The sequence below is a fragment of the Streptomyces sp. NRRL S-378 genome (genome assembly GCF_000720645.1).
GTDB lineage: Bacteria > Actinomycetota > Actinomycetes > Streptomycetales > Streptomycetaceae > Streptomyces.
Window position 1 is genome coordinate 1 of sequence record NZ_JOBX01000058.1, and the last position, 17,790, is coordinate 17,790.

Genomic DNA, 17,790 nt, shown 5'->3' on the forward strand with positions numbered 1-17,790 from the left:
CATGCCGGCCCCGCCTGCCAGGACGGCACCAGTGGCGGCGGTAACGACTACGGCCTTGGCGAAACGGAACATCAAGATCTCCTTGAACTCACTCTGCCGCTGGGTACGGCACGGACGACGTCCCCCACAACGGCTGGAGGCGCCCGCCCGTCACGGACAATGGGCCGAACCGGTGAGCTCGAGAAGTGTCCGCTCAGCCTGACCCAGACCGCGACCGCCCGAGCCGTCATCCGCGCCGCCACCGCCCTGCGGGCCTGGCTGCGCGGGCAGGGCGCTGAACTCGCGCGATGCACCCACGGGTGGGCACCTATCTCGTCAGTCCGGACCTCCGCCCTGATGGGACTCTCCACTCAGCTGCATCAGCCTCCAGGAGTTGCAGGCTCTCCTTCCCGCGAAAGGACAGGATCACAACTCGGCCGGTCTCCGGAAGACGTCACCCGTTTGGGCGCCGACAGGTGCCGTGTGCGCGGACGGGTCGGAGGCTGGGCGCATGGCCGCCAAGTTGATCGTCCACCCGCCGGACGCTCAGGGCTGGCGCCGGGTCCGCTAGGACGCCTCCGCCATCGGGGTCGCCCCTGGCCATCCGACATTCGGGTCTTCCTCGCCGCGGCCGGGCTCGAGAGCGCCGAGGACGTGGACCTCACCGACCCCGACTTCGTGGAGTGGCGAGGCGCCGGCCCCGAGGAATGGGAGCTGTCCGTGTGAGCGACTGACCGGGGCGTCGCTACAGCCAACCGGCACCGAAATCCGAGAGGTCGCGTGCGCGCTGCGCCCGCTCCTCGATCAGCCGGCGAAAGCCCGCCACCGCGTACCGCTCGCCGGTGGCCGAGCCGCGCCCGCGGATGCCGGCGACATCGGCCATGAGCTGCTGGGGCTGGGGCTGCCAGCCGACGACCAGGACGCGCAGGCCCAGGCTCTCCGCCCGCCGGTGCAGGGTCAGGAGATGGAGCAGGCCGTCGGCGTCCATGGACATCGCGCCGTGAAGGTCGACCATGAGGTCCCGCTCACCGGTGGTGACGTCGTCCAGCGCCCGCTGGAGCTCCGCGCCCGCGCCCCCGTCGAGTGCCCCGGTGACGCTGACCAGGACCGTGCCGTGGCGCTGAACGTTCGTGGTGATCAATGCGCTCTCCTTCCGCCCGGGGGCACCGGGCCCTCGGGGCTCCCCATTCTGGCGCGGTGTTCGCCCGGACGGGTGCAAGGCTCGCTGACGCTGCCACACCAACCTGGACAGCGCCGGCTGTGACGGGCACGCGTCAAAGTGGCCAAGTGGGGGCCGAAGTCAGGGCGAGTCCTCCCCGTCAGCGGCGGACTCTGTCCACAGGGCCGCGCGCCCAGCCTCGAGACCTGGGGCCATCGCGAGCCGCGTGGTGGCCCGTACGTGAGGAGCCGTCATTGGAGTGGCCGTCGAGTTTCACCGCGAGCTTCTCGACGGACAGATGGCCTATGCGGAAGCGCTGCAGCAGCTCTCCGAGTGCCAGCGTGGTGATCAGATGCTGCTGATGGCGTTTCAAGGTCACCGGCGCAGCGGGTGGTGACCATGCCTCAAGGGGCCGATCTGTACAGGGTCGTTCATGCCGGTGAGGCGAGGCCGATCGGGTTCGGGCCGTCGGTGGCCGTCTTGAGCAGGAACGCGTGCAACGGACGGTAGCGGCCGCATCCAGCACCACCACAGGCTGCCCACCTGGCCCTGCGCCCTGGTCGGCCTCGTGGGAGCCAGCCGGAGCGGCCAGGGTCAGCGGGAAGGAGAGACGTCGGATGTGGTGGGGGGCCTGGACTGTCGCTTCGGAGGACGGGTCGCTGATGAACCGCCGGGTGATGACGATTTCCGACGCGGTCCGCCGCGCCGCCCAGCGGCGAACCGGCCGGGAGGAGGAGCTCGGCGAGGACGCCGAGGCGATGGCGCCGGGCTGGTCGGCCGTCGAGCAGACACGGCTCAAGTTCTGGACCGGGCCCGTCCTGCTGTCGGTAGCGGACGTGGGCCGGGCCCGACTGGGGGAGTGCTGCTCATGGCGTCCGGATGCCCGTCGCGCCGTCGCCCAGTCACCGCGGCCGCCGCCAAGCCCCCCGGATGGCTGACGGGTATCGGCACCGCAGCGTGGTCGGTGCCCTTGCTGCGGGCCGGTACCGGTATCGCTCCGGCTGGGCGGCGCCCGGATGCGTGCAGCGGCTGCGGAGTGGCGGTGGGACGTTCATGCTGCGGGTGTGAATACGGGTAGTGCTGTGCCGGAGGGTGAGGCCGGGTCCTCGTGCCGAGCGGGGTGGCCGAGGTGGAGGGGACATGCCACAGGCTGTTGCGTGGCGCTCGGGTTGCTGGTGTCGGCTGCGGTGTTGTTCCGGGCGGGGCTGTCCGATGCGCTGCGGGCGCTGACGTTCGGCGGCCGTGTCATGGGGGCGTTGTTCCTGGTCGTTGCGCTGGTTGAGGTGGTCGCGGCCGGGGCCGTGCTGGACTTCTGGGGCCGGCGTGCGACGCGGTATTCGGGGCCGGCGGTGCTGTTCGGCGTGGGCACGGTGGCAGTGACGAGCCTGGTGCTGCTGGTGCTGCAGTGGGAGGGCGGCTACCGTGCCGGCTGGTTCTGGCTGTGGGCGGCCCTGGCGGCGTGGGCCGTGTGGGCGCTGTGGGTGCTGATCCGGGAGAAGGTGTGGCGGGGCATGCCACACCCTCGGAGTTTCGCCACCGGTGTGGCGGTGTCCGCCCTGATCGGCTCGGCGAGCGTGGCGTACTCGGCGATGTACGTCCCCTATGTGGCCCCGCCCAAAGTACCGTTCATGGTCTCCTTCGGAAAGCCGGTCCTCCATCCCGACCGCAAGCGGCTCTACGTGCCGGCCCGTTTCACCTTCCGCAACGAGGGATCGGTGAGCATCTTCGTGGTCGGCACCCTGTGGTCCGCGCAGCTGTGGCCGTCCGCCTTCCGCCCGCAGGGGACGGAGCGCAGCCGGTGGCGACAGGAGCTCGGAGACGGCTGGGACACCCACCGGCAGGAGAACTTCAACGCCGCTGCTCGGCTGCTGGCCGCCGGACAGATCTCCAACGCTGGTGCCCGGCTCGACCCGGGCGACGACTTCTCCAAGGACGCTGTCATCGAGGTGCCGGTGGCCGCCGGGCAGGGCCGGGTGGAGTTGTTCGCGTCGGTGTCCTTCATCCGCGCCGACCGCTGCAAGCTCGCCAACAGCTACACGGGATCCATCGAGCACTCATGGGACGTCCAGGGCGAGGAGCACAGACACCTGCGTGATGCTCCTTCCTGGCTGGCCCAGCCCGGAGACGACTTCTTCCGCTACCACTCGAGGATCTACCGGTCCAGCGAGGTGATGCGGATGACGCAGGCACCGGACTGGGCCGCGATGTGGTGGGTCATCCCGAAAGGCAATGACGCCGCTCCGTACATGGAGGTGCACATCTCCCGCGATCCCGACGGACGCGAGGTGCTCAGCGAGGACGAGCAGGAGCCGTACGGGATGAAAACCATGAAGAAGGGTGTCGACCAGCCCGTCGCGGTGCTGCTGCGGCTGGCCGGAGACGGCGCCTGACGCCAGCCCCAGCCATGCTGCGCATGGCCTCCGTCCGAGTGGTCGAGAGCGCAAGCGGCCGCAGCACCTGGCCGGGGACGAGTCGACCGTCGGTGACGGAGCCCGCAAAGGCGTACCAGGAGGCCTGCGCCGCATCCCCCTCCTGACCGACGGATGGTTCTACGCCCTCCGCCCAGGCCTGATCAGTCAGTTCATGTCGTCGCACCACGAACGGAGTAGCGACCGATCGACATTGAGGACACCGCCTGGCTCGGCGGCAAGTTCGCGGACTGCGCACCAGGCGGGGAACTCCGTCGCACGGCGAGATCGCTCACCGAGCAGGGGAGCAGGGGCTTCCCTCCCCGGGTGGCCGGGGAGGGAAGCGCGGCGCCTAGGGGGTGATGACTACTTGGTACGCCTCGCCTTGGAGGATGCGCTCGGACTGAACCTGACGGCCCACGGACCGCCCCGCGTTCTGGTTCTGGTCTGAGGGGACATGGGCTCTGATGCAGGGCGCGACCGGTTCGTCGCGTACGACATCTACTCGCCATGCGCCGCCGCCCACGTAGCGGGGGATGATCTCCGCGCACATGGAGCCGATCGTGCCGCCCTGGCGGGTCCTGGCAAAGGGGAACTCGTCACATTCATCATTCACGACGGTGGGGTCGGCTACGAAGGGCTTCGGGGGAGCCTTGCAGGTGTAGTAACTCCTGCTCTTTGCCCTCGCCTCGTCACCGTCACGCGTGAGCGGCCTTTTGGCGGTGCCCATGGCGTTGTTGTCGCTCAGGTTGTTCTGCGCCCATTCGTAGGCCACTGCGGAGGCCCCGTATTGGGACTTGCTGAGGACCACCCTGGCCAGGTTGTCAGTGGCGATGCAGCCGGGGCTATTGCCGACCTGCCCGTCACAGGCCACCGAGGGGCCCGCCCACTGCCCATAGCTGATGACGGGGTACTCCGCATCGGGGCTCTCCGTCTGGCTCTGGTAGGCGATCATGCTGCGCGAACGCTCGCCGCCGCCTCGGGTAGTGGTTTCGTAGGAGAGGTGTCCGGTCTGGTCCTCCTCACCCGCGCGCAGCTCGATGGCCCTGCCCCCCCAGGCGGGCGGCCCCGGTATGCACGCGGTGCACGACGACGACAGGGCGAGTCTCACCGCGGAAACCCCGTCGTACTTGCCGGCGTAGACGGCGATGTCCTCCTGCCACTGCACGCTATTGGGGTCCAGCGCGGACCGGGCCGTGACCAGGAGTTCGGCGGTGCCGATCGTGTTGCCCGCGCGGTTCTCCAGCACGTACACGATGCCGTGCCGCATGCAGTAGGCGTGGCGGTTGGAGACGACATCCTGGCGTTTGCTGGAGGTGCACAGCGCCTCCGGGCTGGCATCCGGGTTGTCCCCGGGGTCGACGCCGTCCAGGGGGGCAGCGGCGACCCCGGGGACAGCGGCGGCGCGGGTGCGGATACGGGCGAGATCCTCGCCGGTGACGGGCCGCTCCTTGACGCACGTCCGTGCCGCGCCCTGGCGCGCGAGATCGGAGCCGGCGGTGGTGGCCGTGCAGGTGCCGTGGCCCTCCGGGGCCGCCCGGCCCGCAGGAGGCGGTTCTGCGGCGACCGGTGAGATGCCCAGGGCCAGGAGGACTGCAGTGAGGGCGAGCGAGACTGCCGTCGCGAGCCGACGTGAGGCGTGTTTCAAAGGATGGTCCCCTATTCGGTGACGTGCGCGGGTGCGTCAGCGATGGAACCGGTCCACACCCGTGCGCGCCAGGGGCGGAATAAGCCCATCTATGATCGTTTTTGGCACGTTCCGGCCTCACGCCCCCACCCCCTTGGCCGCTACGTTCACCCCTTGACCGAACACACACGACCAGGGGGAAAGGGCAACGATGCGCCCCACAAAGCCCGTCAGCCGCTTAGGCCGAGCGCTCATGGCCTGTGCGGCCTCGGCCGCTGTAGCCACCGTGGGCCTTGCCGTCTCACCGGCCTCGGCCGCACCCGCGAAGTCCGTCGCCGCCACGCAGGTCAAACCCGGCGACGTCTGCACGGCTGCCGACCTCGGCACACGCCACCCGTACATCAAGACGACCGAAGTCACCCCGGAGATAACCCACTTCAAGGGCTGGTACGTCACTCAGGGCGCCACCGGCTACCAGAGCGTCACCACCAGCACCCAGACCACCATCTCGGTCTCCGTCGGCCTCAACGGCAACGTCCAGGGCAGCTTCGCCGTCGAGACCCTCGGCACCGTCGGCGCGAGCCTGGGCCTGAACGTTCAGGTCAACTACTCCTCCACCAGCAGCGAGTCGAACACGGTCACGTGGAATTTCTCCCGGCCTGGCTACTACGGCGTCTACAAAGGCACGAAGAAGGTCACCGGCACGTACGGAAGCCTCAACTGCAACCGCGTGCAACAGGGCAGCGGCGGTTGGGCGCTGAAGTGGATCGAGGGGCCCGGCAGCGGCAGCTTCACCACCTACACCACCCTTGAGGAAGGCGCGGTGCGCTGCGAGGACACGGTGCCGGCCAACAGCATCATGGCCAAGGCGAAGGGCCTCCTCGACTGCGGCTCGCCCGCCGCGCGGGCCGAGCACCCGGCGGGTGCGGTGGCCCCGACGACGAAGCAGACGCAGGACCGCCTCGCGCAGCGCCCGGCTCCCACCAGTGGCACGTCCGCCGGGCAGCCCAAGGCCACCGGGCGAAGCGCGCAGGCCGCGCTCAACTGCGAGCCCGGCGTCTACAAGATCGACGTCCCCGGCAAGCCCCTGAACTGGAGCGCACCGCTCCTGGCCAACGACGGCATCCGCCTGCGCGTATCTACGTTCTTCAGCGCCCACCTGGACAACTGGCGGCTGTGCAACGTTACTGAGAACAACGGAGTCCTCGAGGCGTCCCTGTGGAACTGGGGCAACGGCGGATGCGCGACCATCCCGGCGAACATCGCCAACCAGGAGCAGGCCTACCTGACGACGGCCACCTGCGGGGAGGACGACCTCCAGCGGTTCTACATCTACCGCGACGTACCCGGCAGCTCGAAGATCGGTCTGCAGAACAAGTACACCGGCTCCATGATGGGCTACGACCGTTATGCGGATGGAGATCTGATCCGCCAGTACTCCAGCGGCAGGCAGGACGGTACGGGTACGTACACCCTGACCGGAGTCTGACGGCCCACGCCCCGTGAGCGGCCCCGCACGTGAACCCCCCGCCTCCCGGTTCCGTGCGGGGCCCTCCGCGTCCCTACTCCGGCCCCGGCCTTGGGGGCCAGTGGAGCAGCCGATATCGGCTGCTCCACTGGCCCCCCGGCTCTGCCGGGTCAGGCGGCTGTGCCGGAGGCGGTCGGCTCCTTTTCGAGCCGGGTGAAGTCGACGTTCAGCTTCGGGCCGTACGACGTCCCTGGATGTGGCGGCCAGCCGAGCGGCTGGCGTCAAGCGGACCAAGGACCGGCGGTCCTTCCTGCCCCGCCCACGGGCAACAGGCGGCCCGGCCAGGGGAGGACGGGCCCGCTGACCGGCGCCTCCCGGTGCGGGGCGGCGCAGGACCGGTCCGGCGCGGGGGAACGCGAGCGTCACGCGTGATCGCGGCCCGGTCGCGCGAGGCAGATGGGGCGGCGGTGTGCGGTCTGGCCATCAGGGGCCGCGGCGGGACCGCTCCCCGGCCGGAACGTGGCCGGGCCCCGACCCGGGGGAAGGGGGTCGGGGCCCGGCACAGGGGGAGTGCGTCCGATAGGTCTAGTGGCGGAAGGTGTCCTTGATGTCTTCCTTGGCCTGGCGGGCGTTGCCCTTGGCCTGGTCCGCGTGGCCTTCGGCGGTCATCCGCTCGTTGTCGGCCATGCGGCCCATGGCCTCCTTGGCCTTGCCCTTGGCCTGCTCGGCGTGTGCCTTGGTCTTCTCCGTGCCCGACATCGGGACCTCCTCGTTGCTGTACCGGGTTGGTCGTGACCACTCGCCTGCTCACGATCCGGGTCGGCAAACCCGGTCGTTCTGCCGAGCCGGCGGATCGGGATGCCGGGCCGCCGCGCTGCGTGGCCGGCGCGGACCCCTGGAGTGCGGGGGAGCGGTGCGGGGCCGGCATCGGTGCTCCCGCGCCGGTGCGGGGCATCGGCCGACGGGAAGGGGTGTCCTACTGCCCGCCTGTGTGGATAAGAAACCCGTAAAACCCGTCTGCATGGTAGAGGGCCGGTCGGGCACGCGGTGGGTCGGAGGTTGATAACTATGGTTCCCCTGCTTCTTGTTCTTCTGCTCGCTCTGATCCTGTTCGGTGCCGGTTTTGCGGTGAAGATCCTCTGGTGGGTCGCGATCGCGGTGCTGATCCTGTGGCTGATCGGCTTTGTTGCCCGCCCGAAGGGCAGCAGCGGCCGCTGGTACCGCTGGTAGCTGTAGCGCGGCACCGCGCACAGGCAACGGTGCGGGGCGCCCACCACGTGGTGGGCGCCCCGCACCGTTGCCTGTCCGGCCGTATCCCGCCCGCCGCAGTCCCCGGGGCCCCGCCGCACCCCGCCGGGATGCGGTGCACTGGTGGGAACGATGGGTCCGCCGCAGCGCAGGAACCGGACGGGCCGTTCCCGCGAAGGACATCATCCCGAACGGTTCCGACATCACCCTGTCCTGCCAGGTGCTGACCATGAAGCAGGGCGCAGCGGGTGGCTCCCTGCCCATGTGCGCATGGGCGGGCGAGAACACGGGCGCCTCGGTCGGATTCGTGACGCCGGAGACCGCGCAGCAGCAGCCCGCTTCCATCGACCTCGCGAAGTTCGCCGAGGCCACCCTCAAGGTGCGCACAGAGGCGCGGCAGCCGATCGGCTGACACCGGCCGACCGACGACCCCGACACCGGCGACCGGCCGACCGGCGACCGGCCGGACATCGGCGACCGGCCGACCGGCGACCGGGCACCGGCGCCGGTCATCGGCAACGGCGCTAAACGATCGCAGGGTTATGCCCAAAAGGTGACTTTCTGGAGTCTCCGCCGGTCGGATAGCAATAACGCGGCGCCTGGTACGGCCTGCCGACGGTCGGCGGCGAACCCAGTGCACCGAGGAAGGAACTCCCGTGATCCGCACCCGCTATGCCGTTGCCCTGGCCACCATGGCCGTCACCGCACTGGCCGTCACCGCAAGTCCCGCCTCTGCGGCGCCCGGTGACACGGTCAACATGTGCGCCAGCGCGCTCACCCCGGACGGCTGGGTGGACGTCCAGTGGTGGAACAGCGCCGGGTGCGGCTCCGGCTTCACGCCCAACATGAAGCAGATCAAGGACCTGAGAGGCTACCCCGTCGGCACCCAGGTCAACGCCTGCGCCTCGACCTGGCCGCCCGCCGGCTGGACCATCGTCAGCACCTACTACTCGAGCGGTTGTCGCTACTCCGCCGTTCCCAGCTTCAACCCCAACACCTGGACCCTGAAGCGCACTTCCTGAGCCCTGCCGAAGGCCGTGGCCGACCCGTACCGCGGGTCGGCCACGGCCTTTCCCGTGCCTTCCTCCCCTGCCTACGGGGGTCACTGCGGTTGCTCAACGGACCGACGGTCCGTAAGCTCGCGATCATGCGGACTGGCGGTCCGTTTGTGTTCCTGCGTGCCGCCACGGCATCGCCGCCACCCCGAGCAGAACGGAAGCCCCCTCATGACGATCCCCATGGAGCCCGCGGAGCTGTACCGCCACGGCCTGCGCCTGCTGCTGGAGAAGGACGTCCCCGCCTGGGTCGACCTGTGGGCCGCCCACGGTGTCCTCGAATTCCCCTTCGCGCCCGACGGTCGGCCGACCCGCCTCGAAGGCAAGGCCGCGGTCGGCGCGTACATGCGCGACTACCCCGACCACATCGACCTGCACGATTTCCCGGACGTGAAGATCCATCAGACCACCGTCCCCGAAACGATCGTGGTCGAGATACGGGGCGTCGGCCGCATGGTGAAGACCGGCGCGCGCTACGACATGACCTACATCGCCGTGGTCACGGTCGAGAACGGGCTCATCACCTCCTACCGCGACTACTGGAACCCCCTCGCCGCATCCCTGACCGGCGCCGACCTCACCGGAGCGAACCGATGACGACCACCCACGCCACGCTGGTCATCGGGGCCACCGGCACCACCGGCCGCCGCGTCACCGCGGGACTGACCGCCGCAGGACGCCGCGTCAAGGCAGCCGGCCGGAACGCCGCCCCGCACGCGGGCGCCGACGCCGTCCGCTTCGACTGGAACGACCCCACGACCTGGGCCGGGGCCCTGGACGGCGCCGACCGCGCCTACCTCGTCCCGCCCACCGGCTCTCCGGACCCGGCCGCGGTCATGCTGCCGTTCCTCCACCGGGCCCGCGCCGTCGGCGTACGCCGCGTCGTACTGCTCAGCTCCTCCGCGATCCCCTCCGGCGGCCCGGCCGTGGGCCGGGTGCACGAGCAACTGCCCTCCCTGTTCGAGGAGTGGGCGGTGCTGCGGCCGTCCTGGTTCATGCAGAACTTCACCGGCCCCGCCCCCCACGCGCGCACCATCCGCGAAGACGGCGCCATCCTCACGGCCTCGGGGGACGGCCGTGTCGGATTCGTCGACGCCGAGGACATCGCCGCCGTCGCCGTACACGCCCTGACCGCCGAACAGGCCCCGAACACCGACCTGATCCTCACCGGGCCGCAAGCGCTGAGCTACGCCGACGTCGCCACGATCATCACCGAGGTCACCGGCCGCACCGTCGTGCACCGGCAGCTGACCTTCGAGCAGCTGCGCGACCGCTGGGCGGCCGAGATCCCGCTGGAGTTCGCCACCATGCTCGCGGCCATGGACCGCGCGATCGCCGCCGGCGCGGAGGACCGTACCTCGGACACCGTCGAGCGCCTCACCGGCCGCCCCCCGGGCTCCCTCCGCGCCTTCGTCGAACGGGAGGTGCAGCCGGCCGTGGGCGGCCCGCACGCACCGGCCGCATATCATTCCCAGGGGCCGGAGCGGCCGTAGACCAAGGAGGACCCGTGGCCCCACGAGCGGAGCGTACGGAGCGCGCGGACGCCCAGCGCAACCGCGAGGCCGTACTGGCGGCCGCCGATGCCCTCTTCGCCGCCAGCAGCAGCCCCCACAGCGTGTCGATGGACGACATCGCCGCAGCCGCCGGTGTGGGCAAGGGCACCCTCTTCCGCCGCTTCGGCGACCGGGCCGGCCTGATCGCCGCCGTGATCACCTCCCGCCTCGAACCGGTGCAGCGCGCGGTGCAGGAGGTGCAGGAGAAGACCGGTTCCGCACCGCGGCGGCAGGTGCTGGACCTCCTCGACACCGCGCTGACGTTCAAGATCGAGAACCGGAACCTCATGTCCGCCGCGGAGGACGCCGGGATCAGCAGCCCGCACCGGGCCGGGCACTACGGATGGTGGCACGAGACCCTGCGCGCGGCGCTCGACCGGGTACCGGGCGTCCACGACCCGGACTTCACCGCCCACGCCCTGCTGGCCGCGATCCGCGCCGACCTGGTGACCCACCTGATCGACGAACGGCAGATGTCCCCCGACGGCTTGCGCTCCGCACTCGCCGCCCATGTCGCCGACGTCCTCGGCAGCAGCCCACCGGAACGCGGCCGCTCCTGAGGGCAGGAGCGGCGCGGTCGTGTCCCGGTGGGCGCCCGCCGTCAGCCGGCGCCGGACCCGGCCGCAGGCATGACGTGGCCGAGCAGGCCCTCCCGCACGTACGGCCCCTCGCAGTCGGCCCGGCCGGAAACGAAGTGGTCGAAGACGGACGGTATGTAGCACCGGTAGAGGGGAACAGAGCCCGGCACCGGCTTCGTGTACACGTAACCGACCGCCCCCAGGGACTGTTGACCCTCGCAGCCCGGATCCGGCGTCAGCAGCGAATGGTTCGCCGCCCTGCACTCGTAGAGCCGTACCGTGCCCGGTGCCGGGTCCCGCAGCACCTTCCAGACCGCCTCATGGGTGAAGCCCGCGGGCAGCGCCCGTGAGGAGGCCAGGTGCCCGGCGTGCGGGCGATAGCCGCGGACCAGGGACGCGTAGGGGGTGGTGTGGCCGCGCGTACGCTCCCACATGCGCAGATAGCCCTCGGCGCCCCGCATCAGCTCGTCCACCACGTCCTGGCCGCCCGTGACCCGGATGTCCTCGATCCAGTCCGGCACGAGACCGTAATGGGCCCCGCCCCCGTCCGTGTTGACGTCCCAGACGCGCGAGCCGGTGACCTGCCGGTCGAGGACCGAGCCGCCGTCGGCGCTGCGGAACGGATAGCGGACGGGGTCACCCGCCGCGGCCCGTGGTCCGGGCAGCCACGCGAAGCCGTTCATGTCGGTGCCGATGCCGTAGCCGGCACCGTACCTGGCCCGCAGAGCGGCGTGCTCGCGCGCCTGTGCGGCGAACGCGGGGGCCTCGTACATGTGGCCGGTGATGAAGCCGCCCAGGCGGTAGACCCGCTCGGTCCAGTTCTCGTCCATCCAGCCGTGGGTGGACAGGACACCGGAGTAGCGCTCGGCTTCGAGTATTCGCAGAGCCTGGCCGGCAGCCTTGACGCTCATGTGGTCGATCTCCAGCATCATGCTGCGCCTCATCATGCCCAGCACCGCGTACTCGCCCAGCGCCGTCAGACCCCGGCGGTTGCACTGGGCCGCCTGCAGGGAGGCACCGTACTCCGGGAGTTCCACCCCTTCCGGCAAGGCGCCGCGGATCCTGGCCCGCGCCGCGGCCTCCGCCCCGTCCTCGGCGCCCACCGCACCCGCCGCCCGTGCGTGCGACGCGCCGGCGTCCGCGGTGTGCTCGGCCGGTCCTGCGGCGAAGCCGAATCCGATCGGGTTGTCGTGCTCGGGACCCGGGCAGGGCTCCGTGCTCCAGAAGGTGCCCGTCGAGAGGAACTGGCCGACGTTGACGGCCATGCCCTGGGTGCCCGAGTCGAACCGCACACCGCACAGGGCGTTGTCGAACTTGTGGCACAGGAACATGCTGCGCACGCCCAGGCCGTGCAGCTCGTCCAGGCCGCGGTCGATGTCGGCCATGGTGCAGCGGGCGCCGTCCAGCACCTGCTTGCAGCCGAACGGTTCCGAGGTCTCCACCCCGAGGACGACGGCGAGTTTGCCCTCCTGGATGACCCTGCGCGCCTGGTCGGGTTCGGTGACGACCCGGAACCAGCCCTTGCCCGGGCCGCCGTACATGGCGTCGACGTAGTCCTGCAGCTCGTACGTCTTCCGGATCTGGAGCCTGATCGCGGTCATCTCGTCACAGCCGCGGTCCTTGAAGAAGTACAGCGAGCAGATGACCCCGTTGGTGACCATGTCGTTCACCAGGATCCGCTGCCCGCCCCGCCAGGCCCGTTCCACCCACGCGTAGTACGTCTGCTGGTGGGTGGAGGAGTCGTGGGCCGGCCAGTCGCGGAAGGTCGGCCAGCCGGTCGGGTCGTGCCGGCCGTCACCCCCCTTGGTGATCATGTCGAAGAGGGCGAGGACGCCGTTCGGGTAGTGCTCGGGGCAGTCCCTGAGGGCGTCCGCCGCACCGGCCGCGGAGAAGACCTTGCCGCAGACCAGCCGTCCGCCGAACCCCTCGTCGGACATCAGGTGGACGTGCGCGTCGACATATCCGCGGACGCGGCCCTGGGCGTCGGTCCCGGTGAACGGCTCCCCGGTGACGTTGACCTGCGAGTCCGGCGCCGGGCGCGCCACGGGCTCCCACCACCGCGAGCCGGCCGACGCGCCGGCCGCCGTCGCGGGGCCGAGCGCCAGTGCCACCAGCGCGAGGACCAGGCCGATCAGCAGGTACCGGCCTCGTCCCGCTGCTCTTCGTCGAGTCATCCCCATCCCTTTCTCGAAGCGTGCACGACACTGCGGAGATGGTTTTCGGTGGCCCGGGACGGCCGGCCCGATGCGGGCCGGGGTGTCACGGGCCGGGGCGGGACTCAACCGGCGCGGTCCGCCGTTCCCGCCGCCGCGTGCGCGCGGACCAGCGCGAGGTAGTCCGCCGCGAGACGGTGGCAGTCACCCGGCCACCGCGCCGAGACGTAGTTGCCGTCCGTGACGGTGAAGCCGCGCCCGGGCCGGGCGGCGGTGTCGCGCAGGGGCAGCGGCGGACCGGCGAGGAAGTGGCGCGGATCGGCGAGTGCCGCCGTGACCTCCTGCTGCACGGTGGTCCGGTACGTGCGGTAGTAGCGCCCCAGCCACAGGCGGGTGAGGTTCCACCCCGTCAACTCCAGCAAGGACGTCAGGGCCGTCGTCCGCCTGCCGTGGAGGACCGAGCGCCCCGTCGCGGGATCCTTGGCCCGGGCGGCGAGCAGCACCCCGTGGCAGACGGCTCCCACCGGCAGCCCTTGGGCGAAGACCCCGGCGAACAACCGCTGGGCGGTGGCGTCCTCGAGGAGCGTCCGCATGCCCGGCGCGTGACCGCCGGGGACGAAGAGGCCCGTGACGGCGGCCGGATCGACGTCCGCGTACGAGCAGGGGGCGAGGAACGACGGGTCATCGGTGAGGCGCCGGTACGCGGCCAGCTCGGCCCGGCGGGTCATCAGCCAGGGCGACAGCCACGAGAATCCCAGGTCCGTGAGCCGCGGATCGGCGAGCGCGACCTTTCCGTCGGGGGTCGCGAAGCGCACCTCGAAGCCGGCGTCCCGCAACGCGGCCCAGGGCACAGCCGCCTCGGTGGGGTCGTAGTCGCCTGCGGGGAGCAGGAAGAGAATCACGGCGTACTCCTCTGATGTCCGAAGGACGACGCTATGAGCGGCCCGCCGCGCCGTCATTGACCCCCACGGCCAGGGCGTTGACTCCCCGGACCGGTCCGTCCCCGTCCGTCCCCGTCCTTCCCCGTCCGTCCCCCTCCCTCCCTCCCCGTGTCTCCCTGCGCAGGCCGGGCTGCGGACGCTCTTGACGGGGGTGGTGCGCCCGCATTGACTGACGGCCGTGTCCACCGCCGAGCCGCCCTCCGTCACCGCGTCCTACGCCCACGCCGTCCTGAGCGCGACGGCTGGGGGCGGCGGCGGGTCCGGCCCCTGGGCCCTGCCCACGGACCGGCTGGAGTACGGCGAGATGCGCGCCCTGTGGGACGGGGTGCTCGCCGCCAGGGACGCGGGCCCCCACACCGGCCTCCTGGTCGGCGACCGCATCCGGCCCGACGGCCTCCACATCCTCGGTCACCTCGTCCTCACCTGCGCCAGTCTCGGGGAGGCCGCGGAGGCCGCCCAGCGCTACCACCCGTTGGTGAGCCAGGCGGGCACCGTGACCCTGGCCCGCCAGGGCGGCGTCGGCCGGATCGGCTACCGGCCGACCGTCGGACCGCCCGCCATGCACCCCCAGCAGGTGGAAGCGGTCGTCAGCAGCATGGTGCGGGCGGCCCGCTGGATCGCGGGCGACGACTGGACCCCCCTGGCCGTGTCGTTCGCGCACCCCCGCGCCGGGGCCGCCGAGCCGTACGCGCGGGTGTTCGGCTGCGCCGTCGCCTTCGACGCCGCGGAGAACGCGATCACGGTCGCCGACGAGGACCTCGACCGGCGCCGCCCCCTCCACGACCCGGCCCTCAACGCCCTGCACCGGGCCTACGCCGACCGTCTCCTGGACCGGCTGTCCGCGACCGGGACCGTGGCCGGGGGCGTCCGGCGGTGGCTCGACCGGGCCGCGCTGGAGGACGCGAGCCCCGAGGGCCCGGCCCAGCAGCTCAACCTCAGCGTCCGCAGCCTGCGCAGGGCCCTGCACACCGAGGGCACGTCGTGGCGCGCCCTCCTCGACGCCGCCCGCCACGCCCGGGCCAGACGGCTGCTGGAGACCACCGACCTGCCCCTGGACCGGATCGCCCCGCTCGTCGGGCTGAGCGGTGCGACCACCCTGGTCCGGGCCTTCACCCGGTGGGAGGGCCTGCCTCCGGGGGCGTACCGCAGCCGGTTCCGGGCCGACACTCCGCGGTGCTAGATTGTGCGGCGGCCGGATCCCAGGCCCCGGACGAGATGCGCCGTACCCGGTTACGCACGACGACGCGCGAGGTGCTGCTGCACGAGCGGCACCGACCGCTGTCCGCACCCTGGCAGCGTCCTCGTCGAGCAAGATGGGCCGTACGCCATGACCGTGCCACTCACCCGCAGCCTGTACCGGACGACCGCGCACGCCGCCGGGGGCCGTACCGGATCCGTCCGCACGGACGACGGACGCCTGGACGTCCGCCTCGCGCCGCCGCGCAAGAAGGTACCCGGCACCACCAACCCCGAGCAGCTCTTCGCGGCCGGTTTCGCGGCATGCTTCACCTCCGCGTTCGCGGAGGTCGCCGCCGAGTTCGGGGCGGATGCCTCGGCAGCGCGCGTGGCGTGCGAGGTGGAGCTCGGTACGACGGACACGCCCGCCGGATACGGCCTCGCGGTGACCCTCACCGTCAGCCTGCCGGGGTGGCGGGCTGCGGACCTGCAGCCCCTGCTGCACAGGGCGGACGCGGTCTGCCCGTACTCCCAGGCGGTCCGCGGCAACGTGCCGCTGACGCTCCTGGCCGTGGACGACACCGCCGCCACCGATGACCGCGCCTGAGCCGGAGCCGACGGCGGGCGGCCGGGGCGACGACCGGGGCGTCCCGGTACCCGAGCACGGTGCCTGGCTGCGGCGCGGCATCAGCCGCAACGGCGGGCCGCTGATCGAGGACCTCCCGGACGGCGAAGTGGTGTGGCTGCAGGCCGGGTCGTACTACGCCGACAGCCGCGGTTTCGCCGGTACGACCTCCTTCGACGGCTCCCACGTGCGCTTCCACCACCTCACGGGCGAGCCCGGCGACGACACCGGCGCCTTCCGGTGGGACGGCGCGGACCTCGTGGAGCGGGGTACGAACCCGGACGGCAGCACCTTCCTGGAGATCTGGACCCCGCTGCCCGGGACGGACGGCACCACCGGTTCCTGGTCCGGCCCGCACCACCACGTGGTGCGCGTCGGCCGGCACGTGGTGCACGTCGATTCCCGGGCGGGTACGTACTGGCGTCTGTGACCCGGGAAACCGACGGCGCATGAATGCGCGGGTTCCGGTGATACGCGCCGCAACAGGCGGTCACGACGGACCGCCCCTGCCGGAAGGAACCCGGGCGTGACCGACGACTCCCGTACGGACGTACTCCTCGACCCCCGGCCCGACGCACCGCTCGACGGGCCGTGCCGCTCCGGGGCGCGGGACGTCTTCGAGCCGGCCGCGAACGAGCGGGCCGAGGCCGTCCGGGAGCGTGAAGAGGCCGCCAAGGCGGTCTGCCGCCGCTGCCCGGTCCGGCTCCCGTGCCGCCGCCACGCCCTCGCCGACCGGATCCCGCACGGCGTGCGAGGTGGCCTCACCCCGGACGAGCGCCACCTCCTGCTGGCGAACACCTGAGACTCGTCCGGCCGTACGATCGCCAGATGACCGGACGACCGCCTCCGCCCCGCCCCTCCGTGTGCGTCGACGTGCCCGACGGGCACGGGGTCATCGAGGTCGTCGGCGACGAGGGCGGCAGCCTGCTGCTCCTCGCGGGGGATGCTGCGGTCCTGGAGGCCAACGACGGCTACGGCAGCGTGGGTTGGCTGGCCGCCCGCGCGGGGGCCGGGAGCCCCGGGATCTCCGAGGTCAAGTACCTCACCGAGTGGCTCGGCGCCCCCGGCCTGGTGCCCGACCCGCGCACCGGCCGGGCCGAGCCGCCGGATCCGGAGTGCCTGCGGCCGCTGCTGTCCCTCCTGGCCCCCGGGCGGTACGTGGTGAGCGCCGGTCTCGCCCCGCATCCTCTGCGGGTGGTCCACCCGCGTGCCCGCCGGGTCGAGAGCTGGTACGCCGAGGAGGACCTGGCTCTGGTGACCACGGACGCGTGGCCGCCGCGCGACCACCGCGCGGTACGGGCCTACGGCGACCGTATCCGCGCCGGGGGTGATGAGGGCGCCCTGCCGGCCCTGGTCGCGCTGTTCCCCACCGCCGGCAGCACCGTGGGATATCTCCTCGACGGGCACCACAAGCTCGCCGCGTACGAGCGGGCGGGCGCACGTCCGCTGGTCATCCGGCTCACCCCGCAGGAGCCGCGGCCCTTCCGGCACGACGACCTCGACCGTGCCCGCGCGGCCTTCACCGACGGCACGCCCCGAGCCGGGGGCGACGTGCTGGGCAGGGTGCTCTCTGCCCTGCGGGCCGGCGCCGTCTGACGGCCTGCCGGCAGGTGTCCGGATGGCGCGGAAGCCCTCGCGGCAGCGCCGTAGGGCTCGCGGACTGCCTTGCCAGCTGCCCCTGCGGCCCTTGCCGTTGCGGAGCCCGGCGACCCACCATGGCCGGGCTGTGCCCGCGGTCCATCCCGCCGCGGGGCCACGGGGAGTGACTCCCGTCACTTCAAGTGACGGTTGGGACATGTCCTCCGAGGACCGGGGCAGGC

The 17,790-nt window shown here is 71.8% G+C and carries 20 protein-coding genes and 1 riboswitch; of the genes, 15 read left to right on the top strand and 5 right to left on the bottom strand.

What is annotated here, in order from left to right; all coding sequences use genetic code 11:
* Nucleotides 1–724: 724 nt before the first annotated feature.
* The gene (locus IH80_RS0130410) at nucleotides 725–1,120 is read right to left on the bottom strand and encodes an STAS domain-containing protein (RefSeq protein ID WP_030964772.1); all 396 of its coding nucleotides are present in this window, start codon (nucleotides 1,118–1,120) and stop codon (nucleotides 725–727) included.
* Between the two features lie 277 nt (nucleotides 1,121–1,397).
* Between IH80_RS0130410 and IH80_RS44985 the strand changes: the two genes are divergently transcribed.
* From IH80_RS44985 to IH80_RS0130425, 3 genes are all read left to right on the top strand, one after another.
* On the top strand, nucleotides 1,398–1,535 hold the full coding sequence (locus tag IH80_RS44985; RefSeq protein WP_158943671.1) for a hypothetical protein: 138 nt from the start codon (nucleotides 1,398–1,400) through the stop codon (nucleotides 1,533–1,535).
* A 280-nt stretch (nucleotides 1,536–1,815) separates the two neighbouring features.
* Entirely contained in the window at nucleotides 1,816–2,076 is a 261-nt protein-coding gene (locus IH80_RS0130420) for a hypothetical protein (protein WP_158943673.1), read from the top strand.
* 219 nt (nucleotides 2,077–2,295) lie between these two features.
* On the top strand, nucleotides 2,296–3,528 hold the full coding sequence (locus IH80_RS0130425) for a hypothetical protein (RefSeq protein ID WP_158943676.1): 1,233 nt from the start codon (nucleotides 2,296–2,298) through the stop codon (nucleotides 3,526–3,528).
* Between the two features lie 370 nt (nucleotides 3,529–3,898).
* On the opposite strand, the gene IH80_RS0130430 is transcribed toward IH80_RS0130425, so the two are convergent.
* Nucleotides 3,899–5,194 carry a NucA/NucB deoxyribonuclease domain-containing protein gene (locus IH80_RS0130430; protein WP_030964776.1) on the bottom strand — a complete coding sequence of 432 codons (1,296 nt, stop codon included), beginning with the start codon at nucleotides 5,192–5,194 and terminating at the stop codon, nucleotides 3,899–3,901.
* A gap of 190 nt (nucleotides 5,195–5,384) precedes the next feature.
* Here IH80_RS0130430 and IH80_RS0130435 point away from each other — a divergent pair, with 190 nt between their 5' ends.
* On the top strand, nucleotides 5,385–6,662 hold the full coding sequence (locus IH80_RS0130435) for a hypothetical protein (RefSeq protein ID WP_030964777.1): 1,278 nt from the start codon (nucleotides 5,385–5,387) through the stop codon (nucleotides 6,660–6,662).
* A gap of 564 nt (nucleotides 6,663–7,226) precedes the next feature.
* On the opposite strand, the gene IH80_RS42810 is transcribed toward IH80_RS0130435, so the two are convergent.
* Nucleotides 7,227–7,400, bottom strand: a complete 174-nt coding sequence (locus IH80_RS42810; RefSeq protein WP_078906817.1) for a CsbD family protein — start codon at nucleotides 7,398–7,400, stop codon at nucleotides 7,227–7,229.
* A gap of 309 nt (nucleotides 7,401–7,709) precedes the next feature.
* Here IH80_RS42810 and IH80_RS0130445 point away from each other — a divergent pair, with 309 nt between their 5' ends.
* The 6 genes from IH80_RS0130445 to IH80_RS0130470 all read left to right on the top strand — a co-directional run bounded on the left by IH80_RS0130445 (nucleotide 7,710) and on the right by IH80_RS0130470 (nucleotide 11,057).
* Nucleotides 7,710–7,871: a hypothetical protein gene (locus tag IH80_RS0130445; RefSeq protein WP_030964779.1), complete on the top strand. Its 162-nt coding sequence runs from the start codon at nucleotides 7,710–7,712 to the stop codon at nucleotides 7,869–7,871.
* A 247-nt stretch (nucleotides 7,872–8,118) separates the two neighbouring features.
* Nucleotides 8,119–8,301, top strand: a complete 183-nt coding sequence (locus IH80_RS44990) for a hypothetical protein (protein WP_158943678.1) — start codon at nucleotides 8,119–8,121, stop codon at nucleotides 8,299–8,301.
* Between the two features lie 244 nt (nucleotides 8,302–8,545).
* Nucleotides 8,546–8,911: a hypothetical protein gene (locus IH80_RS44105; protein ID WP_079026062.1), complete on the top strand. Its 366-nt coding sequence runs from the start codon at nucleotides 8,546–8,548 to the stop codon at nucleotides 8,909–8,911.
* Between the two features lie 204 nt (nucleotides 8,912–9,115).
* Complete coding sequence (locus IH80_RS0130460; RefSeq protein WP_030964783.1) at nucleotides 9,116–9,541, top strand: nuclear transport factor 2 family protein; 426 nt, start codon at nucleotides 9,116–9,118, stop codon at nucleotides 9,539–9,541.
* The gene (locus IH80_RS0130465; RefSeq protein ID WP_051810135.1) at nucleotides 9,538–10,437 is read left to right on the top strand and encodes an NmrA family NAD(P)-binding protein; all 900 of its coding nucleotides are present in this window, start codon (nucleotides 9,538–9,540) and stop codon (nucleotides 10,435–10,437) included. The genes IH80_RS0130460 and IH80_RS0130465 overlap by 4 nt, the downstream gene beginning before the upstream one ends.
* A gap of 14 nt (nucleotides 10,438–10,451) precedes the next feature.
* Nucleotides 10,452–11,057, top strand: coding sequence for a TetR/AcrR family transcriptional regulator (locus IH80_RS0130470; protein WP_030964785.1), 606 nt, complete (start codon nucleotides 10,452–10,454; stop codon nucleotides 11,055–11,057).
* 41 nt (nucleotides 11,058–11,098) lie between these two features.
* Here the strand turns inward: IH80_RS0130470 and IH80_RS0130475 are convergent, their stop codons facing one another.
* Both IH80_RS0130475 and IH80_RS0130480 read right to left on the bottom strand, forming a co-directional pair.
* Nucleotides 11,099–13,249: a hypothetical protein gene (locus IH80_RS0130475; protein ID WP_051810137.1), complete on the bottom strand. Its 2,151-nt coding sequence runs from the start codon at nucleotides 13,247–13,249 to the stop codon at nucleotides 11,099–11,101.
* 104 nt (nucleotides 13,250–13,353) lie between these two features.
* Entirely contained in the window at nucleotides 13,354–14,130 is a 777-nt protein-coding gene (locus IH80_RS0130480) for a type 1 glutamine amidotransferase domain-containing protein (protein WP_030964787.1), read from the bottom strand.
* Nucleotides 14,131–14,347: 217 nt separating this feature from the next.
* On the opposite strand from IH80_RS0130480, the gene IH80_RS0130485 reads away from it, so the two are divergent.
* The 5 genes from IH80_RS0130485 to IH80_RS0130505 all read left to right on the top strand — a co-directional run bounded on the left by IH80_RS0130485 (nucleotide 14,348) and on the right by IH80_RS0130505 (nucleotide 17,566).
* Nucleotides 14,348–15,349, top strand: a complete 1,002-nt coding sequence (locus IH80_RS0130485; protein WP_030964789.1) for an AraC family transcriptional regulator — start codon at nucleotides 14,348–14,350, stop codon at nucleotides 15,347–15,349.
* Nucleotides 15,350–15,356: 7 nt separating this feature from the next.
* A riboswitch (guanidine-III (ykkC-III) riboswitch) is annotated at nucleotides 15,357–15,418 on the top strand.
* Nucleotides 15,419–15,496: 78 nt separating this feature from the next.
* Nucleotides 15,497–15,952, top strand: coding sequence for an Ohr family peroxiredoxin (locus IH80_RS0130490; protein WP_037881564.1), 456 nt, complete (start codon nucleotides 15,497–15,499; stop codon nucleotides 15,950–15,952).
* Nucleotides 15,939–16,400: a hypothetical protein gene (locus IH80_RS0130495; protein ID WP_030964791.1), complete on the top strand. Its 462-nt coding sequence runs from the start codon at nucleotides 15,939–15,941 to the stop codon at nucleotides 16,398–16,400. The genes IH80_RS0130490 and IH80_RS0130495 overlap by 14 nt, the downstream gene beginning before the upstream one ends.
* Before the next feature lie 96 nt (nucleotides 16,401–16,496).
* A complete protein-coding gene (locus IH80_RS0130500; protein WP_051810139.1) occupies nucleotides 16,497–16,772 on the top strand; it encodes a WhiB family transcriptional regulator in 276 nt (91 codons plus the stop codon).
* Between the two features lie 26 nt (nucleotides 16,773–16,798).
* Entirely contained in the window at nucleotides 16,799–17,566 is a 768-nt protein-coding gene (locus tag IH80_RS0130505) for a hypothetical protein (protein ID WP_158943680.1), read from the top strand.
* Nucleotides 17,567–17,790 lie beyond the last annotated feature (224 nt).

Excerpts from the sequence above, each read along its gene's own strand:
- IH80_RS0130420 (WP_158943673.1), top strand. The coding sequence starts at position 1,816 with ATGACGATTTCCGACGCGGTCCGCCGCGCCGCCCAGCGGCGAACCGGC.
- IH80_RS0130435 (WP_030964777.1), top strand. The coding sequence starts at position 5,385 with ATGCGCCCCACAAAGCCCGTCAGCCGCTTAGGCCGAGCGCTCATGGCC.
- IH80_RS42810 (WP_078906817.1), bottom strand. The coding sequence starts at position 7,400 with ATGTCGGGCACGGAGAAGACCAAGGCACACGCCGAGCAGGCCAAGGGC.
- IH80_RS0130445 (WP_030964779.1), top strand. The coding sequence starts at position 7,710 with ATGGTTCCCCTGCTTCTTGTTCTTCTGCTCGCTCTGATCCTGTTCGGT.
- IH80_RS44990 (WP_158943678.1), top strand. The coding sequence starts at position 8,119 with ATGAAGCAGGGCGCAGCGGGTGGCTCCCTGCCCATGTGCGCATGGGCG.
- IH80_RS0130460 (WP_030964783.1), top strand. The coding sequence starts at position 9,116 with ATGACGATCCCCATGGAGCCCGCGGAGCTGTACCGCCACGGCCTGCGC.
- IH80_RS0130465 (WP_051810135.1), top strand. The coding sequence starts at position 9,538 with ATGACGACCACCCACGCCACGCTGGTCATCGGGGCCACCGGCACCACC.
- IH80_RS0130475 (WP_051810137.1), bottom strand. The coding sequence starts at position 13,249 with ATGACTCGACGAAGAGCAGCGGGACGAGGCCGGTACCTGCTGATCGGC.
- IH80_RS0130490 (WP_037881564.1), top strand. The coding sequence starts at position 15,497 with ATGACCGTGCCACTCACCCGCAGCCTGTACCGGACGACCGCGCACGCC.
- IH80_RS0130495 (WP_030964791.1), top strand. The coding sequence starts at position 15,939 with ATGACCGCGCCTGAGCCGGAGCCGACGGCGGGCGGCCGGGGCGACGAC.
- IH80_RS0130505 (WP_158943680.1), top strand. The coding sequence starts at position 16,799 with ATGACCGGACGACCGCCTCCGCCCCGCCCCTCCGTGTGCGTCGACGTG.